The following is a 16,952-nucleotide window of genomic DNA, read 5'->3' as shown; positions in this document are numbered from 1 at the left end:
GGCGTCCAGTTCGACAGGAACGGTTCGCCTTGCTGCGGGATCCACAACGACGGGGCCAGGTTGAGGATGACTTTCGGGACACCCGTGGAGCCGCTGCTGCAAATCCCGTTGGCGGCGGGGGAGACGGCGGCGGGCAACGGGTCGCTCGATTCGGCGGCGGCGTGGGCGTCCAACTCCCGGCGGGTCTGTTCGTCGACGACGACGGCGGGGTCGATGACCGCCCGCACCCGGTCCCGCTCCCATTCGGGGAGGTCCCAGTGCATGGGCACGGGGATAGCGCCGATCTTCCAGCTGCCCAGGGTCGCCAACACCAGGTGCGCGGAGTTCGGAATCGCCAGCGCGACAAAGGACCCCGTCTCGGCGCCGGAGGCGGCCAGCGCCCGGCCCCACTGGTTGGCCCGGGCGTCGAGCTCACCGAAGGACAGCGACGACGCCGTCCCGTCGAGCGCGACGATCGTCACGCCCGGGTCGTCGGAGCGGTGCTCGGCGAGCTCTTGCAGCTTGACGCCGAAGGGAACCCCACCCTCGAACGGGTTAGGGGGCACGGCCGCCGCGACGGGCTCGGTCGTCATGCCGGGACCGGCCCGCTGAACAATGTCTCGACGGCGCCATCGCGCACGCCGGGCACCAGGCGCAGCGCCAACCCCTCCGCGCCCACCGGCAACCGGATGAGCGGCTGGGTATGCCGGTCGAGCACGCTGACGTCGGACTCGTCGCAGAACCCGAGGGCCCCGAGCAGCTGGTGGGAGGTGCGCAGCACCTGCCGCGCGGTGTCGACCGCCTTGAGCCGCAGAACGAGTGCGTCCGCCAAAACAACTTGCGGCGGTGCGGATTCCGGCCGACAGATGCTGTATTTGGCCAGTTCGTGAAGTCCGCGAACCCCGACGGCGGCCTCGGCGGCAGCGAAGCGAACGGCCTGGAAGTCCGCCAGCGGCTTGCCGAACTGGATGCGGGCACGCACGTGTTCGGTGACGATCCGCAACGACTGTTGCAGCGCTCCCAGAATCCGCCACGATCCCAGCACGAGATGAAGATTAACGTCGGCGACCGCGACGGCGCCATCAGGCCCGGACAGGGTCGCCGGGACGAGGAAGGGGCCCAGCTTCGCACCGGTCCGCCGCGCGGGCTGTGGGCGGTAGCGGTGGCCGTCAAGGTCCGCGGCGATCCAGGCGCCCGGCAAGTCACCGTGGTCGATGCGCGGGGCCCGCGGATCGACCAGTGCCAGGCGGGCGCCGTCGATCGCCAGCAACTCCTCCACGAGCGGGTAGGGCAGCGCCGTCGCGCCCGCCGCCTGGCAGAGCACCGCGGCGGCCAGCCGGTCGTCCGGCGCCGACCGCACGTCCAGGTCGAACGCGCCGACCTCGGTCAGCGCCGCGCGCGCCGCGTCCCGAACGGTGTCGTCGGTCTCGGCGCGCAGCGCCGCCGGTGGCCCACCCAACAGCAGCAGCCGCTTGCCGGCAACGGCGGCGAAGTCGCTGATGTCCTGCGGCAGTTCGGTTTTCATCGGCTCTCTCCCAATACGTCGCGGGCCACCAACATTTTCTGGACCTCGATGGTGCCCGACGCGACGGTGGCGGCCTGGGCGTAGCGCCAATGGTCTTCGATCGCCCCGTGCAGGGGAGCGGCAGAACCGCTGTCCAGGGCGGTGGGTCCGAGCACGTCGAACAGCAGCTCGGCGACCTGCTGGTCACATGTCGTGGTGGCGATGCGCGCGGCGCTGGCCGCCGCTCCCGCCGCGGGATCGTCCTGCAAAGACACGGCGCGGTAGGCCAGCAACCGGGCGACGCGCAGGTCGACCAGCGCCCGCACCCACCGGGTCCGAATCGATTCCGGCAACCCGTCCCAGTCGTCGCCGAGTTGGGCCGCCATCCGGTCGAGCAGCGACTCGCAGCGCGCGTAGCGCGCGATACCCACCCGCTCGAACGCCAGCGCCTCGCGCATCACCCGCCAACCGTCGCCGACCTCGCCCAGGACGTCGCCGGGGAACGCCGGCACGTCGTCGAGGAACATCTCGTTGAGGTGATGCGGCCCCAGCATCGACGGGATGCCGCGAACCGTGAATCCCGGCCTGTCCATCGGGATCAGAAAGAGCGTGAGCCGCTTGTGTTTTGGCGCGTCGGGATCGGTGCACGCGGCCAGCACGCACCACGACGCCATCAGCGCGTAGGAGGTCCACACTTTCTGGCCCGTGATGCGCCAACCGTCACCATCTGCCACCGCCCGGGTGCGCAGCGACACCAGGTCGGTTCCGGCCTCCGGCTCCGAGAACCCTTGACACCAGATCACGTCGCCGGCGGCGATGGCCGCCAGGTGCTTGGCCTTCTGCTCGGCGGTGCCGTAGCGCATCAGGGCGGGCCCGACCCAGTTGATGCCCATGTACTGGGGACCGCGGGGTTCGTGTTGGGCCCACATCTCTTCGCGCAGCACGGTCTGCTGCCACACCGAACCCCCGCCGCCGCCATGCTCTTTCGGCCACGCCAACGCCAGCAGCCCCTCGGCGGCCAGCAGCTTGCAGAAGGTCTCCGTGGTGGCGAGGTCCTGCGGGTTCTCCGTGCAGGCGCCCAGGAAATCCGCGGGAATGTGGTGGGCCACCAATTCGCGCAGATGGTTGCGCAGCTGCCCGGCGTCGTCACCGAGGTCGTAATCCATGGTCGTCATCCCTTCGGCAACCCGAGCAGCCGCTCGGCGATGATATTGCGCTGCACCTCCGAGGTGCCGCCGTAAATCGTTGCGGCCAAGGCGTCCTGACGCTCGAAGAGCAGATCGGGGTCACCCGCCGAGGCGGGACCCGCCGCGGCCGCGCCCAGCTCCCAAACCCGTTGCAGCGTCACGGATCCGAGCAGTTTCATGGTGTCCGACTCCGGGCTGGGCCGGCCGGCGAGCTCGTTGCCCAGTGAGCGGTATCCGGTGGCGCGCAGCGCTTCTGCGTCGGCCAGCAGGGAGCCGAGTTCGGCGTAGAGGTCCGGACCGGCGTCGGCGCGCCGCACCGCGTCGAGGCCACGCTGAATTTCGACCCAGTTCATGATCCAGATCATCTGGCGCTCGTGATGCAGGGAGGACAACGCGACGTTCCAACCGCCGTGCAGGGGTCCCAGCAGGTTGTCGGCGGGCACCTCGACGTCGTCGAGGAACACCTCGCAGAATGTCTCGTCCGAGATGGAGGCCATCCGGATCGGCTCGATCCGCACGCCGGGCGAGTGCAAGTCGACGATCAGGCAGCTGATGCCCCGATGTTTGGGCGCCTCCGGATCGGTGCGGGCATACAAGGTGCACCACCGCGATTCGTGCGCCTGGGTCGTCCAGATCTTGTGCCCGGTGACCCGGAACGCGTCGCCGTCGAGGTGCGCGCGGGTGCGCAGGCCGGCGAAATCGGAACCCGCCTCGGGCTCGGACATGCCCAGGGCCCACCACTCGTCGCCGCGCAGCAGCGGAACGAGGAACCGCTCGATCTGCGCGGGCGTCCCGAACTGTCGGATGCCGGGCGCCGCGACGCCCGGACCCTGGATGTTGGGCAGCTTCGGCGCGGACCGCACCGCGGCTTCGATGCGGACCTCCATCGCGTCGCGTAGGCCCAGCGCTCGTCCACCGTGCTCGCGAGGCCACGTCGGTTGCAGCCAGCCGGCCTCGAACGCGGCCCGCTGATAGTCGCGGCGCAGCGGCAGATCCCAGCGGTACGCGCGGTAGTTCGCGTAGTAGTCGTCCGGCAGGAAGGCCGCCAACCACGCGCCGAACTCCTCGACCACCGCGCTCATCCCACGCGCTCGCAAAACCGTTGGCCCAGTTCGTGATACAGGGCGCGGCTGTCACCGAGCGCGGCGGCGCCCTGCCACGCCCGGCGGACGTAGAGGTGGATGTCATGCTCCCAGGTCTGGCCCAAAGCGCCGTGCACCTGGACCGCGGTGCGCGCGCAAGCCGTCGCCGCGTCACCGGCCGCCGCCTTGGCCAGCGCCGCGGCGGTCCACGCGTCGGCCGGCGCCGTGCCCTCCTCGGCGAGCCGGGCCGCCGCCGCGTAAGTCAGGCTGCGAGCCCGTTCCAAAGCGACGTAGTTGTCGGCCAACGCGTGTTTGATCCCCTGGAAAGCGCCGATCGGCTTGCCGAACTGTCGCCGAACCTTCGCGTGCTCGACGGACCGGTGCAACGCGCCGGCGGCGACGCCGACCAGATCGGCGGCGCAGGCCAGCAGCGGTGCCGCCAGCGCCGCGTCGACGACTCCCGCCCGCAGCGGGGCCACCGCCACCGGCCGGGCATCCACCTCGACGTCGGCCAGCGGCTGGGCGGGGTCGGTGGACTCGCGGACCGGCGTCGTCGTCAGCCCGTCGCCGCACCGCAGGACCGCCGCCACGATGCCGCCCTCGTCGGCGCGGGCCAGCGTGACGACCAGTTCCGCCCGGCTCAGGTCGGGCACCGCCACCGCCCGGCCGCGCACCCGCCCGCCGGACAGCGTCATCGTCGGTGTCGGCAGCCGGGTGCCGACACCGTGGACCGCCAGGGTCGCCACCGTGCCGTCGGAGATCTCGGCGAGCACCGCGTCCAGGCCGGTGTCGCGCAGCGCGCCCGCGGCCAGACCGACGCTGCTGAGCAACGGGATCGGGGCGAGGGCGGCTCCGCACTCCTCGAGAACCACGACCAGCTCGACGGGTCCGTAGTCGGCGCCGGGGGCCGCCAGCTGGGTCCAGCCCAGCCCGACGACCGTCTTCCACAGGGCGCGCCAGCGGTCCGGGTCGGCGATGGCCTGGCGGGCTGCGTCGGGCGGACACTCCGTTCTCAAGATGTCGCGAACCGCGTCGCGCAGCGACAGGTGCTCCGCCTGCAGCCCTACGTCCACCATGCCCCTAACATAGTAAAGATAATAAACTAGCGGACCGGCGCAGTCATGCTCACGTTGAGGTGGCACATGGTGGAGTGGTATCTGTTCTTGCCGCAGGTGCGGCTGTCGATGGCCGATATCGCCGAGCGGGCTCGGCACGCCGAGGCCAGCGGCTTCGACGGCATTGCCTTCATCGACCACCTGGAAGCCCCCGGGTTGCCCAGCGAAAGCATCTGGGAGGCAATGGGAGTGGCGAGTTGGGTGGCGGCCAAAACGCAGCGGTTGCGGGTGGGCCACCTGGTGCTCTGCGACGCGTTCCGGCACCCCGCGGTGCTCGCCAAGCAGGCCGTCACCCTGTCCGACGCGTCGGAGGGCAGATTCGACCTCGGCCTGGGCGCGGGATCCTGGCCCGCCGAATTCACGAGATTCGGTGTCGGTCAGGGTGATCCGGTGGCCAGGGTGGAGCGACTTGGACGCAACCTCGCGCTGCTCAAGCAATACTGGGGTGACGAGCCGGGGGCCGACCCCCAGTCCCCCCGCCGGACCCACCCGATCCCGTTGGTTCTCGGTGGCACCGGCCGCCGGATGATGGGACTCGTTCGCGGCCATGCCGATTGGTGGAACGTGCCCGCTACCCATCTCGACCGGCTGGCCGCCCTCACCCCGTCGGCGGGGACGGCCCGGCTGTCCATTCAGCAGATGATCGGGTTCGTGCGGTCGGGCAGCGATCCCGCAGCCGTGCGCGAGGTCAGCACCCGACGGTTCGGCAGCCTGGGCTCGGGGCTGCTCTGCGGGGACGCCGCGGAGTTGATCGAGCATTTCGCGGGCCTGGCCGACCAGCGCGTCGAACGGTTCTACGTGTGGTTCGCCGACTTCGCCGCGCCCGAATCCCTGCGCGAGTTCGGCGAGTCGGTGATCAAGGCGTTCCCTGGCGGCGCCGTCGCGCTTCGGTAGGCACCACCGGCGGCCGCGCGAACGGGCCCCGCTGCACGGCCGACAATCGGACCTCCGGCAGATCGACCGACGCGTCCACCGTGTCGAGCCAGGCGACCGTCTCGGCGACGTCGGATGCCTGGATCGCGTACATCTCGAACGGAACGTCTTGCAGCATGTTGGTGGCCACCGGCCCCGGCGTGACGAGGTGCACGCTGATGCCGTCGCGGTCCACCTCGAGCGCCAACGCCCGCGCGAACGCGTTCATGCCGGCCTTGGAGGCGGAGTAGGCCGTGCGGCCCGGCATCGGTTCGTGCGCCGCCGACGACGAGATCAACACCAGCCGCGAGCCCGGCCGCATCACCGGCAGGACCGCCGAGGTCACGACGAAACACGAATCCAGATTCGCCGACATGATGGCGCGCCACTGCTCGAAGGTCTGCTTACGGGCGTACGTGCCGCCGAGCGCGCCGGCGGCATGCACGAGGAGGTCGATCGCGCCCAGCGCGCGGCACGCCGCCGGGAACCCGACGGGATCCGACGCGTCGGCGACCAGGGGCCGCGCCCCGATCTCGTCGGCGGCCGTGCGCAAGGCTTCCTCTCGGCGCGCGGCGATCGTCACGTCGTAGCCGCGGTCAACGAGCGTGCGCGCGCAGGCCTTTCCGATTCCGCCGCTGCCGCCGGTGACTAACGCGGTCCGCACGACACCGCCCGTCAGGCGCGCCGCGGCCGCGACAACGTTTGCGGCGACAGCGCGTTGATGCGTTGCTCGGAACGGTCCGAGAGTACGTAGGTTTGCGTGTCGGCCAGGTGACGGCCCGCGATGCGGCGCGCCCGGTCGACGTCGCCTTCGGCGATGGTCTCGGCGAGCTTGACATGGGTGTTGAGCACCGCGCGGCGCTTGGTCAAGGACGGGTAGGTGCCGCGCGCTGCGTTCTCGTCGGCCCATTGCCGCTCGTGGTTGGTCCACAGCGTCTCCAGGCTGCCGACGACGGCGATGATCGTGCGGTTGCCGCAGCCGTGAACGACCAAATCGTGGAACTGGCGGCCGATTTCGGTAAACCGCGGGCCGTCGTCGAGGTGCTCGGCCATGGCGTCGTTGATCCGCTGCAGCTCGGGCACCAGCGTGTCGGCGCGGTCGGGGCGCCGGGCGGCGAGCGCGGCGCAGGCGGGTTCGAGCTCCTGCAGCGCCATGCCGAGGTCGGCCACGGTGACGGATTCGCTCTGTAGCAACAGGCCGAGCATGTAGGCCGTGCTGGTCTTGGCCGGGGCGTGGACGACGGCGCCGCCGCGGTTGCCGCGGCGCACCGAGATCAGGCCCTCGGTCTCGAGGATCCGCAGCGCTTCCCGTAGCGATACCAGGCTGACGTTGAACTGTTCGACGAGCACCTCCTGGCGCGGCAGGAGGTCGCCGTCGGCCAACTCCCCGTCGATGATCTGGCGGCGCAACTCGTCGGCTACGATTTCTGCGATCCGGGGCGCCGACAATCGGCGACGGGCGTCGGGGCCAATTCCCAAGGCGGTCATCCGATCTTCGAGGTCAAGCCAACTGGCTGGCTTAGCTATTTTAGCAGTAATGGTATAAATGGCTTCTCGCATCGCGCGTCGATCGGGAGGGCGAATGCCAGTGAGCGAGCGGTCCGGCGATCGTCCCACGCCGCTACACGGCCTGCGCGTCGTCGAGATCAGTGACCGCATCGCCGGCAGCTATTGCGGCAAGCTGCTGGCCGACGCCGGCGCCCAGGTCCGCAAAATCGAGCCCCCGCAAGGCGATTGGCTGCGCCGGTACACGGCGTGCGGGGCGCCGAGTCCCGACGGGCGGGCGGCGCCGTTGTTCAGCTACCTCAACGCCGGCAAGCGCAGCCTGACGGCCGCGCCGGGTTCGCAGCGGCACCGCGCGGAACTGGCCGGCGCGGACGTCGTCGTCGTCACCGCCGGCCGGGCGCAGGCGGCGGCGCTGGGCGTCGACCCGTGCCGATTGCTCGACGACGCGCCGGGCGCGGTCGTCGTCACGATCTCGGACTTCGGGTGGGACGGCCCGTACGCCGACCGGGCCGCCACCGAGTTCACCCTGCAGGCGTGGGCCGGCTCGCCGGGCTTTCGGGGCGATCCCGCCGGACCGCCGATCTGCATCGGCGGGGACCTGGGCGAGTACATGGGCGGCGTCTACGCCGCCTTCGGCGCGCTGGCCGTGCGGCGCCGCGTCGAACGAGGCGGCGCCGGTGCACATCTCGACCTGTCCATGCTCGAGGCGATCACCGCGATGCAGAGCAGCGAATGGCTGCACTCGCAGCTGCTCCGGGTGCCGCTGGTCCGGCGCACCACCGAAGTGCCCTCCATCGAACCGGCCAGGGACGGCTACGTCGGCTTCACCATGGTCACCGGTCAGCAATGGCTCGACTTCGTCGCGATGGTCGAATGCCCGCAGCTGGAGGAGATCGAGCAGCTGCGCTTCCAGATCGGACGCTGGCAATACCGCGACCTGATCCGCGAGCAGATCCGGCCCTGGCTGGCCGAACGCACCGTCGCCGAGATCGTCGAGTTGGGCCAGCTGTTCCGGTTGCCGGTCGCGGCGCTGGGCAATGGCTCCACCATCGGGCGGCTCGACTACGTAACCCAGCGCGAGGCTTTCGTCCGCAACCCGGCCGGTTTCTCCCAACCCCGGCCGCCCTGGCTGATGTCGGCCTGCATGCCAGCACCGCCCGGTGAGACGCCCGAACTCGGCGAGGCGAATGACGAATCACCCTGGCAGGCAACCTCATCGGGCCCTGGGCCGCTCCCCGCGGGGGCGCCGCTGGCCGGTTTGCGCGTCGTCGACCTGACGGCGTTCTGGGCCGGCCCGGCGGCCACCCACCTGCTGGCCGCCTTCGGGGCCGACGTCGTCAAGGTCGAGTCCATCCAGCGCCCGGACGGCATCCGGTATTCGGGCGGCATGCGCACCGATGTCGACGACTGGTGGGAGTACGGCTGGGTTTTCCACGCCATGAACACCAACAAGCGTTCCGTCACGCTGGATCTGGGCTCGCCGGACGGTCGGCGCCTGTTCACCGAGTTGGTCGCGGGGGCCGACGTGGTGATCGAGAACTTCTCGCCGCGGGTGATGGAGCAGTTCGGGCTGACCGCCGACGCGCTGCTGCGTGTGAACCCGCGGCTGGTCTTCGCGCGCATGCCCGCATTCGGGCTGGCCGGTCCGTGGCGCGACCGCGTCGGGTTCGCGCCGACCATGGAGCAGATCGCCGGACTCGCCTGGGTGACCGGCCTGCCGGAGGGGCCGCCGGTGACCCCGCGCGGGGCGTGTGACCCGCTGGCCGGCGTGCACGCCGCGTTCGCCGTGCTGGCCGCGTTGAACTTCACCGAACGCACCGGGACCGGCCAGCTGCTGGAGCTGCCCATGCTCGAGACGGTGCTCAACGCGACCGCCCTGCAAGCCGTCGAATTCGAGGTGTTCGGCGTGACGCTGGGCCGCCGCGGCAACCGCGGCCACGGCGCCGTGGTCCAAAACATCTACCGCTGCGCCGAGGACGACGGGTGGATCGCGGTCAGCGTCCGCGACGACCGGCAGTGGGACGCGCTGGTCGAGCTGATGGGCCGGCCGGCGTGGTGCGACGCCGACCTGACCACCGCCACCGGGCGATGCCGGCGCGCCGACGACGTCGACGCCCGGCTGGCCCGATGGTTCGCCGAGCAACCGCAGGGCCCGACGGTGCAGCGGCTGGCCGCCGCCGGCGTCCCCGCCGCCCCGGTGGTGTCCCCGTCGCTGGTGACCGACAACCCGCAACTGCGCGACCGCGGATTCTTTGAGGCGTTGCACCACCCGAGCACCGGCCCGGGGCTTTACCCGTGCCCACCGTTCGCCCGCCTCGCCGGCCAAGACCGCTGGCTGCTGCGGCCGCCGCCGCGACTCGGCGAGCACAACGAGGAAGTCCTGCGCGAACGATGCGGGCTCGGCGACGACGACCTGACGCGTCTGACGGCCAGCGGCGTGATCGGGACCCGACCCAAAGGCCTGTAGAGGGAATGGAGTGCAACATGCGTGTGACGGTCGACGAGAACCTGTGCGAAGCCAACGGCTTCTGCGAATCGCTGGCGCCCGACGTCTTCGAACTGGGCGACGAAGACGTCGTACAGATCGCGGACGGCCCGGTGCCACCGGACCGGGAGATCGACGTGCGCGCCGCGGTCGACCAGTGCCCGAAGGCGGCTCTGCGGCTACGGGAGTGACGACAGCGAAACACGCTGTCTCCCAAGCTGTTACGCTCGGACCCTCGCCGCGCCCGCCGCGTCCCACGCGGCGCCGACGCCGCCCGCGTTGACGGTGAATGCGTAAGATAGTAAAAATAGGCCTAGTCGTCGAACCCGGGGCGGCCCGGTTGCGCCCGGCCGAGCACGGCCGGGGCGGATACGGAGTGCTAGTGACGCAGACAGGCGCGGGCTTGGCCCCGCAGTCCGACGATCCCTCGGAGCGCGAGTTCGGTGCGGCCGGCATCGCGCTGTCGACCTACCGGTTCCCGACGGGCTGGTTCATCGTCGCCTTCGGCTCCGACCTGGCGCCCGGGCAGGTCAGGCGTGCGCACTATTTCGGTGAGGAGCTGGTGCTGTTCCGCACCGAATCCGGCCGGGTCCACGTGATGGACGCCTACTGCCAGCACCTGGGCGCCAACCTCGCCGTCGGCGGCACGGTGGAGGGCGAGAACATCGTGTGCCCCTGGCACGGTTGGCAGTGGCGCGGCGACGGCTCGAACGCGCTGATCCCGTACAGCAAGATCGGCTGCAAGAACAACGTCCGCATCCGCAGCTACCCCAGCATGGAGTGGTACGGGTTCGTGCTCGCCTGGCACGAACGCCACGGTCGCGCGCCGTACTGGCAGCCGCCGGTGCTGCCCGAACTCGAGACCGACGAGTACTACCCGCTGCACCCGCACACCCAGATGCTCAACCGGGTCAAGGTGCACCCCCAGATGATCATCGAGAACGCCGCCGACCCGTATCACGTGCAGTACGTACACAAGGCGGCCAATCCGGCCACCACCTCGTCGTTCGAGGTCTCCGGCTACCACCTGCACGCCACCGTCAACGCCCACTTCGGCGGGGGCCGCGCCCAAACCTGGTTGACCCCCAACGGACCGGTCGACGCCAAGATCATCTACGACAACTACTCGCTGGGCCTCGGTGTGGTCCGATTCCCCAGCGAACTGGTCGCCACCGTCCAAGTCACCGGCCAGACACCGGTCGACGAGGACTACACCGACTACTTTTATACGCAGGCCTCCATCCGCGAACCGGGCGACACCGGCGACGCGCCCACCGGCCGCGCGGCCCGCTTCCTCGCGCTGCAGCAAGAGGTCATCAAACAGGACTTCTTCACGTGGGAGAACATGAAGTACCTCGAGAAGCCAAACCTGGCGCCCGAGGAGGCGCACGACTACGCCGCGCTGCGCCGCTGGGCGCACCGCTTCTATCCGGGCACCCAGCCGTCGGCGTCGGACTTCGGCTACACCGCCGACGGCGAGCCCGACCCGGCGGCCGCCAAGGCCTGACGGGTGCTGGCCGGGGACCACCTCACGGGAAAGGTGTTGAACGGCAGGCGAATTCGGCGTGGAAACGGTTACGGGCAGCTATCCCGACCGTACGTAGGGCGCGGTAGCTGCCCCAGCAACCGCGCATCGAGGAGCTATATCGTTCGTCGTTAAGTTACGTTAATGTTACGTGGTGGCAGGCACGTTGCCCTAGTGTCACGTCGGCCCGTCCGTTGCGGTCCTTTCACGAGAGGCTGGAAACCAGGATGACGATGTCTTATCAGGAACAGCGGATGCTCGAGGCCGTCACCGCCCGCGCCGCCATCTTGGACCTCAACGCCCGCCACAATCGGGCGTACTCCGACGGAGACCGCGACCGGTGGGTCGCCACGTTCCGGCACTCCGGCGCCAGCTACACCCGCGACGGCGAGCTGTTCGACGACCTGCGCGCGGCCTTCGACGGCGGTGACGGACAACGCCTCGTCACCGTCGACCACGAGATCCGCGTCGACGGCGTCAACGCCATGCAGCGCTGCGTCGTCGTCCTGTACGCGGCGATGTTCGGCGACACCACCCTGCGGGCGACGGGAACTTTCCGGGACACCCTGACCTACGAGCGCGGCGGGTGGTACTTCACTTCCCGGGCGCTGCAATGGGATTCGGTGCCCAGCCGGCACCCGCTCGTCATGTGAGCGGCGCGGACGAGGGGCCCGACACCCGGCTGGCCTTCGGCACCTACGAGGACGCGCTGCGCATGGTCGGCGCCACCGGCGAGGTGCGCACCGCGGCGACCGCCGTCAGCGGCGCCCGCATCCAGTTGTTCGCCGCGATGGTGCGCGACGGCAACCGGTCCTACTGGGACGCCGACTACGCCCGCCAGCGCTGGGGCGGGCTGCTGGCGCCGCCGGCGATGCTGATGAGCTGGGCGGTGCCGCCGCCCTGGCATCCGGGCGGCAGCCGGCCCGCCGGGTCGATCGCCCTGCGGGTGCCCCTGCCCGGCACCACGTTCATCAACGCGGCCAACGACGCCGAGCTCTCGCAACCCATCGTCGAGGGGGACGTGCTCAGCGTCGTCGAGGAAGTGGTCGCGGTGTCGCCGGAGAAGCGAACCCGGTTGGGCGTAGGACATTTCGTCGAGACCCTCGAGACCTACCGCCGCCAGGACGGTGCCGTCGTCGCCACCTGCCGCAACACGTTGTTCCGCTTCACCCCGGGTGAGGGCGAGTGAGCGACCTGGACTGGAACTCCCTCGAGATTCCCGCCGACCTGCCCGAGGTGGTCGACCACATCACCTACCAGCGGGTGGTGCAGAACGCCGGCGCCACGTGGGACTACTTTCCCGGTCACTTCGACCCCGAATACGCTCGGCGGCAGGGTAATCCGACGATCTACGTCAATACCATGCACATCGCCGGATTCGCCGACCGTGTCGCGACCGACTGGGCGGGCCCCGGTAGCCGAGTGGTGCGCCGCGCCATGCGGCTGCTCACGCCGGTGTACGCGGGTGACACCGTGACCGGCCGTGGGCGGGCGGTGGCCAAGCGGCGCGACGACTCGACGGATCCGCCCCGCTGGCTCGTCGACCTGGAGATCCACGTGACCAATCAGGACGGCGCGCTATGCAGCCCCGTCGAACTGACGCTGCAGCTGCCGCAACCGAATTGACTCAGGCGGGCAGCGGGGGCAGCATCCCCTTGCAGACCAGGGTCTGCAGTTCGACGTACTCGTGCAGCCCCTCCGGACCGAACTCGCGGCCGATACCCGACTGCTTGAAGCCGCCAAACGGCGCACCGATGTCGAGTGTGTACATGTTGATGCCGTACGTCCCGGTGCGGACGCCGGCCGCGACATCGAGCCCATGCTCGATGTCGGCGGTCCACACGGAACCGGCCAGGCCGTAATCGGTTTCGTTGGCGATCCGGATGGCGTCGGCCTCGTCGCGGTAGCGCAGCACGGTCAGCACCGGGCCGAAGATCTCCTCGCGGGCGATCCGCATGTCGTTCGAGGCCTCGGCGAACAACGTCGGCCGCACGTACCAGCCGCGCTCCGACGGGCTGTCGTCACCGCCGAGGACGACGCGGGCACCCTCGCTGCGGCCCGACCGGATGAAGTCCTGAACCCGTCGCTGTTGTCGTTGCGCCACAAGCGGTCCGATGTCGGTGTCCGCGTCGGCGGGGTCGCCCACCCGCAGTCCCGACATCATGTCGGCGAGTGCCTCGACCACCTCGTCGTGGCGCCGCTCGCTGACCAGGATGCGGGTCTGGGCGACGCACGCCTGGCCGTTGTTCATCAGCCCGGCGGTCTTCAGCTCGGCCACGGTCTTCTCGACGTCGGCGTCGTCGAGGATGATCGCCGCCGACTTGCCGCCGAGTTCCAGGCTGACGCGTTTGAGATGCTCCCCGCACACGGCGGCGATGTGGCGGCCCACCGCGCTGGAGCCGGTGAACGCCACCTTGTCCACCCCCGGGTGGCGCACCAGCGCCTCGCCGACATCGGGGCCGCCCGGCAACACCGAAACGACCCCGTCGGGCAGGTCCAACTGCTCGATCATCTCCGCCAACCACAAAGCGTCCAAAGGTGTTTCGGGTGCGGGCTTGACGACGACCGTGCAGCCGGCGATCAGCGCCGGGATCAGCTTGGGCATGATCAAGAACTGCGGCACGTTCCACGGCACGATGGCCGCGACCACCCCCACCGGGGCGCGGCGCAGGTGCACCTCGCCGAGCACGCCCCGGCGGCGCTCAACCCAGGGAAATGCGCGCGCGTCGGCCAGCGCGAGGTGCATCATGGTCGCCGCGGCCGCCGCCTGGCCGAGCCGGCTGAAGGTCCGCGGGCTGCCCATCTCAGCGGTGATGAGATCGGCCATCTCGTCGATGTGTCCGCCGTAGATCGCGGCGAGCTGTTCGACCTTCGCCATCCGCTCGGCGTGGCTCATCCGCGGCCAGGGGCCGTGGTCGAAGGCGCGGCGCGCGGCGGCGACGGCTGCCTCGACGTCCTCGCCGCCGGCCACCTGGACGTGGCCGACCGGCTCCTCGGAATGCGGTGAGATCACGGCGAGCTGCTGCGGGTTGGCGGGCTTGCGCCACTGCCCCCCGACGAAGATCTCGTTGTAGGACCGGTGGTCGGCGTGTTCATTCATCGGGCACTTCCTCGAGGGTTGAAGCCACGACCGCGATTCGCTATTGACGCTAACATAGCGAGAAAAGCAGCGAGGGCCGATATGACCAGCGAATGGCGCACCTACCCGTTCCAGTTGGTGCCCGGCGACAGCCAGCTGGAGTTTCCCGCCGCAGAAGGCGAACATCCCGACCAGGAATCGGACACCTGGTTCATCGCCGGTCAGCTGGATGCGGCCGGGACGGACCGGTCGTACGCCTTCTTGACGATCTTCAACAAGAACCGCCCCGGCGGGACTCTGGTGGCGGATTTCTACACGATGGCCCTGTTCGATTTGGACACCGGCGACTACGGCACCTACACCGACTACGACATGCCGCCCGCAAACCTGGAGCCCGGGGCGCCGCGCAAGCTCACGCTGGCTTCCGGTTACCTCGACATCGGCTTCGCCAGCGGCGCGGGCACCGCCTCCTGGTTCACCTGCCGCAACGGCGACGGGGGACTGCTGCCCTACACCTACCGTGTAAGCCTGGTCGGAAACGACCACCTGGATCGGCCCATGCGGCTGGATCTGGCCGTAACACCCACCCGCGCACCGACTCCCGTGGGCGCCTCGGTCTACAACGGCAGGATCGTCTGCTTCGGCCAGGAGGACACCTACTCGTATTTCCAGACGGGGATGACGATGACCGGGACGCTGCGCTGGGGCGACGTCGTCGAGCAGGTGTCCGGCAGCAGCGGCCACGTCGACCGGCAGTGGTTCCCCAAGTACGCCGGCGGCGGCGGGTCCGGGGGAGACCCGCGGGCGAGGTCGCATGAGTGGCGCACCATCAACTTCGACAACGGCGTCGACCTGAGCATCTGGCGCCAGTTCGACCGCACCAACGGCAACGCGCCCCAGCCCTTCACCGGGGTGACGTCGAGCCATCCCGACCCGGGCGTGCCGCCGCAATGCGCCGAGGACGTCGAGGTGACGACCACCAGCTACGTGCGCTGGCCGGACGCGGTGCGGCCGCTGGTGCGACCCGTCGCCGACGCCCGATACCTGCCCGATCGGCACCGGATCACTTGCGCGACAATGGAACTCGATATCACCGGAGAACCGCTGGTGGCGGCGCCCGCGCATGGCCTACCGATCGAGTATATGGAAGGTCCGTACCGCTACCGGGGAACGCTGTGGGGCCAGCCCGTCACCGGGTTCGCGTTCAACGAGCGTTCGCTGGCCCTCTACCGGGACTGGGAGCTGGTGGAGGTGCTCGCGACCACGGCCGCCAACGCCGAGCCGCCCGACCGGGATCTGCGCATGACGTCGGGCCTGCTGGTGCAATTGTTGGCCAGGGGCCGGCGGAGCGAGGCGATCGACCTGCTGACCACCGTCCGGTCCGGCCAAAAGGGCTCGCTGGCAACGCTTCTCGACGACCTGGTCGCGGCGCTGTCAGCGGGCTGAGAGGGCGTGCGCCCAGCTGAGGTGGCGGTGCTGCAGCCCCGGTTCGTTGCGGCCGAACAACAGGTGGCTGCGGGCTCCCGACTCGAGATTGGCCTGCAGCCCCTCGACCAGCCGGTAGTCCTCGTCGCGGACCGTGGCGTGTGCGTAGTCGAAGACCGCCGCCGCGCCCGCGGCCACCGACGCGTCGGAGAGATCCTGCGGCGTCGCGTTCTGGTGCACCGTGATCGACCTGCCGGGGTGTTCCCCGGGGTAGACGCGGAACAGCTCGCCGTTGGCGATGGTCACCGACAAGACGACGTTGGGAAACAGCGCGTAGATGACCACCAGATTGTGCAGGGGGTTCCACTGCTCCTCCGGGACGTCCTCGAGGTCACCGATTGTGTTGAGCGGGAACACCAGTCGGTGGTGCGGCCCGAAGCTGTCGAACACCGTGCAGTTGCTGCGCGCGATCGTGGCGAAGGTCTGCCGGTGGACGGTGGCGAAATGGTAGTTCTCGGCGAAGGTGTCAAGGGCCAGCTTCCAGTTGATGGGGGAGGCCAGCACCTTCTCGCCCAGCGGCGACCAGCCCCCGATGCCCCACGAGTCCAGCTCGGCCGCCAGCGGTCCCAGGTGCGCGGCGACGTCCAGGGACGCGCCCGGGTCGAGCGCCACCCACAGAAAGCCCGCCAGCTCGGCGGCCGGCAGTTCCGTCAGGCCGTCGGACTTCGGGTTCACGGAACCGAATCCCTCGAGGCCCGGCACCCCGACCAGCCGACCGGTGTTGTCGTAGGTCCAGGCGTGGTACGGGCACACAAAGCGCTTGGCCGTCCCACATCCCGTCGCCACCCGCGACTGCCGGTGCAGGCAGACGTTGTCGAACGCCTTGACCGATCCCTCGGAGGTGCGGGTCAACAGGATCGAGCGCCCCATCACGGTTTTCGTGCAGTACGCCCCCGGGCCGGGCAGCTCCGAGGCGTAGCCGACGAGTTGCGGGCTGCCCGCCAGCATGGCCCGGTCGCGGCGATGGCGCTCGACCGAGGTGTAGTCCGTCGCCGCCACCCGATACTCCGCCGGGGCCAGGTCGGTGGTCTTGTCGCGGGCCAACTTCAGGGCGCGCCGGGTCAAATCGACCAATTGATCGCGGCCCAGTCCA

General features: G+C 70.0%; 17 protein-coding genes. 8 read left to right on the top strand and 9 right to left on the bottom strand.

Annotated elements, in window-relative coordinates; genetic code table 11:
- The 5 genes from A5714_RS08825 to A5714_RS08805 all read right to left on the bottom strand — a co-directional run.
- On the bottom strand, positions 1–572 hold a 572-nt coding region (locus tag A5714_RS08825; protein WP_156747236.1), incomplete at its 3' end, for an AMP-binding protein.
- A complete protein-coding gene (locus A5714_RS08820; RefSeq protein WP_068284604.1) occupies positions 569–1,504 on the bottom strand; it encodes an acyl-CoA dehydrogenase family protein in 936 nt (311 codons plus the stop codon). The genes A5714_RS08825 and A5714_RS08820, both read right to left, overlap by 4 nt.
- A complete protein-coding gene (locus A5714_RS08815; RefSeq protein ID WP_197513623.1) occupies positions 1,501–2,658 on the bottom strand; it encodes an acyl-CoA dehydrogenase family protein in 1,158 nt (385 codons plus the stop codon). Before A5714_RS08815 ends, A5714_RS08820 begins: the two co-directional genes overlap by 4 nt.
- A complete protein-coding gene (locus tag A5714_RS08810) occupies positions 2,655–3,752 on the bottom strand; it encodes an acyl-CoA dehydrogenase family protein (protein ID WP_068284599.1) in 1,098 nt (365 codons plus the stop codon). Before A5714_RS08810 ends, A5714_RS08815 begins: the two co-directional genes overlap by 4 nt.
- Complete coding sequence (locus A5714_RS08805; protein ID WP_068284608.1) at positions 3,749–4,825, bottom strand: acyl-CoA dehydrogenase family protein; 1,077 nt, start codon at positions 4,823–4,825, stop codon at positions 3,749–3,751. The genes A5714_RS08810 and A5714_RS08805 overlap by 4 nt, the downstream gene beginning before the upstream one ends.
- Positions 4,826–4,894: 69 nt before the next feature.
- Between A5714_RS08805 and A5714_RS08800 the strand changes: the two genes are divergently transcribed.
- Positions 4,895–5,761: an LLM class flavin-dependent oxidoreductase gene (locus tag A5714_RS08800; RefSeq protein ID WP_068284597.1), complete on the top strand. Its 867-nt coding sequence runs from the start codon at positions 4,895–4,897 to the stop codon at positions 5,759–5,761.
- Here the strand turns inward: A5714_RS08800 and A5714_RS08795 are convergent.
- Together A5714_RS08795 and A5714_RS08790 are read right to left on the bottom strand one after the other, a co-directional pair.
- The gene (locus A5714_RS08795) at positions 5,724–6,443 is read right to left on the bottom strand and encodes an SDR family oxidoreductase (RefSeq protein ID WP_068284593.1); all 720 of its coding nucleotides are present in this window, start codon (positions 6,441–6,443) and stop codon (positions 5,724–5,726) included. The genes A5714_RS08800 and A5714_RS08795 overlap by 38 nt on opposite strands.
- Positions 6,444–6,454: 11 nt before the next feature.
- Positions 6,455–7,267: a FadR/GntR family transcriptional regulator gene (locus A5714_RS08790; protein WP_068284591.1), complete on the bottom strand. Its 813-nt coding sequence runs from the start codon at positions 7,265–7,267 to the stop codon at positions 6,455–6,457.
- Positions 7,268–7,361: 94 nt separating this feature from the next.
- Between A5714_RS08790 and A5714_RS08785 the strand changes: the two genes are divergently transcribed.
- The 6 genes from A5714_RS08785 (at position 7,362) to A5714_RS08760 (ending at position 12,921) form a co-directional block, all read left to right on the top strand.
- Positions 7,362–9,752 carry a CoA transferase gene (locus tag A5714_RS08785; RefSeq protein ID WP_068284589.1) on the top strand — a complete coding sequence of 797 codons (2,391 nt, stop codon included), beginning with the start codon at positions 7,362–7,364 and terminating at the stop codon, positions 9,750–9,752.
- 17 nt (positions 9,753–9,769) lie between these two features.
- Positions 9,770–9,961, top strand: a complete 192-nt coding sequence (locus tag A5714_RS08780; protein ID WP_068070030.1) for a ferredoxin — start codon at positions 9,770–9,772, stop codon at positions 9,959–9,961.
- A gap of 191 nt (positions 9,962–10,152) precedes the next feature.
- Positions 10,153–11,277 (top strand): aromatic ring-hydroxylating dioxygenase subunit alpha, encoded by a 1,125-nt coding sequence (locus tag A5714_RS08775; RefSeq protein ID WP_369828256.1) that lies wholly within the window; start codon positions 10,153–10,155, stop codon positions 11,275–11,277.
- A 245-nt stretch (positions 11,278–11,522) separates the two neighbouring features.
- Positions 11,523–11,948, top strand: coding sequence for a nuclear transport factor 2 family protein (locus A5714_RS08770; RefSeq protein WP_068069889.1), 426 nt, complete (start codon positions 11,523–11,525; stop codon positions 11,946–11,948).
- Positions 11,949–12,010: 62 nt separating this feature from the next.
- A complete protein-coding gene (locus tag A5714_RS08765; RefSeq protein WP_068284607.1) occupies positions 12,011–12,484 on the top strand; it encodes a MaoC family dehydratase N-terminal domain-containing protein in 474 nt (157 codons plus the stop codon).
- Positions 12,481–12,921, top strand: a complete 441-nt coding sequence (locus A5714_RS08760; RefSeq protein ID WP_068069891.1) for a MaoC family dehydratase — start codon at positions 12,481–12,483, stop codon at positions 12,919–12,921. Before A5714_RS08765 ends, A5714_RS08760 begins: the two co-directional genes overlap by 4 nt.
- A gap of 1 nt (position 12,922) precedes the next feature.
- Here the strand turns inward: A5714_RS08760 and A5714_RS08755 are convergent, their stop codons facing one another.
- Positions 12,923–14,395: an aldehyde dehydrogenase gene (locus tag A5714_RS08755; protein ID WP_068284587.1), complete on the bottom strand. Its 1,473-nt coding sequence runs from the start codon at positions 14,393–14,395 to the stop codon at positions 12,923–12,925.
- 81 nt (positions 14,396–14,476) lie between these two features.
- Here A5714_RS08755 and A5714_RS08750 point away from each other — a divergent pair, with 81 nt between their 5' ends.
- Positions 14,477–15,820, top strand: a complete 1,344-nt coding sequence (locus tag A5714_RS08750) for a secreted hydrolase (RefSeq protein ID WP_068284585.1) — start codon at positions 14,477–14,479, stop codon at positions 15,818–15,820.
- On the opposite strand, the gene A5714_RS08745 is transcribed toward A5714_RS08750, so the two are convergent.
- Positions 15,809–16,948: an SRPBCC family protein gene (locus tag A5714_RS08745; protein WP_068284606.1), complete on the bottom strand. Its 1,140-nt coding sequence runs from the start codon at positions 16,946–16,948 to the stop codon at positions 15,809–15,811. The two genes, A5714_RS08750 and A5714_RS08745, sit on opposite strands and share 12 nt — an antisense overlap.
- Positions 16,949–16,952 lie beyond the last annotated feature (4 nt).

The organism is Mycobacterium sp. E2462, from assembly GCF_001672685.1.
Classification (GTDB): Bacteria; Actinomycetota; Actinomycetes; order Mycobacteriales; family Mycobacteriaceae; genus Mycobacterium.
Note: the sequence above shows the minus strand (reverse complement) of the source record. Positions and strands in the feature narration are given on the sequence as shown.

Bases quoted from the DNA above. Each gene is read 5' to 3' on its own strand.
- A5714_RS08820 (WP_068284604.1), bottom strand. From the start codon at position 1,504: ATGAAAACCGAACTGCCGCAGGACATCAGCGACTTCGCCGCCGTTGCC.
- A5714_RS08815 (WP_197513623.1), bottom strand. From the start codon at position 2,658: ATGACGACCATGGATTACGACCTCGGTGACGACGCCGGGCAGCTGCGC.
- A5714_RS08810 (WP_068284599.1), bottom strand. From the start codon at position 3,752: ATGAGCGCGGTGGTCGAGGAGTTCGGCGCGTGGTTGGCGGCCTTCCTG.
- A5714_RS08800 (WP_068284597.1), top strand. From the start codon at position 4,895: ATGGTGGAGTGGTATCTGTTCTTGCCGCAGGTGCGGCTGTCGATGGCC.
- A5714_RS08790 (WP_068284591.1), bottom strand. From the start codon at position 7,267: ATGACCGCCTTGGGAATTGGCCCCGACGCCCGTCGCCGATTGTCGGCG.
- A5714_RS08785 (WP_068284589.1), top strand. From the start codon at position 7,362: ATGCCAGTGAGCGAGCGGTCCGGCGATCGTCCCACGCCGCTACACGGC.
- A5714_RS08780 (WP_068070030.1), top strand. From the start codon at position 9,770: ATGCGTGTGACGGTCGACGAGAACCTGTGCGAAGCCAACGGCTTCTGC.
- A5714_RS08770 (WP_068069889.1), top strand. From the start codon at position 11,523: ATGACGATGTCTTATCAGGAACAGCGGATGCTCGAGGCCGTCACCGCC.
- A5714_RS08765 (WP_068284607.1), top strand. From the start codon at position 12,011: ATGGTCGGCGCCACCGGCGAGGTGCGCACCGCGGCGACCGCCGTCAGC.
- A5714_RS08755 (WP_068284587.1), bottom strand. From the start codon at position 14,395: ATGAATGAACACGCCGACCACCGGTCCTACAACGAGATCTTCGTCGGG.
- A5714_RS08750 (WP_068284585.1), top strand. From the start codon at position 14,477: ATGACCAGCGAATGGCGCACCTACCCGTTCCAGTTGGTGCCCGGCGAC.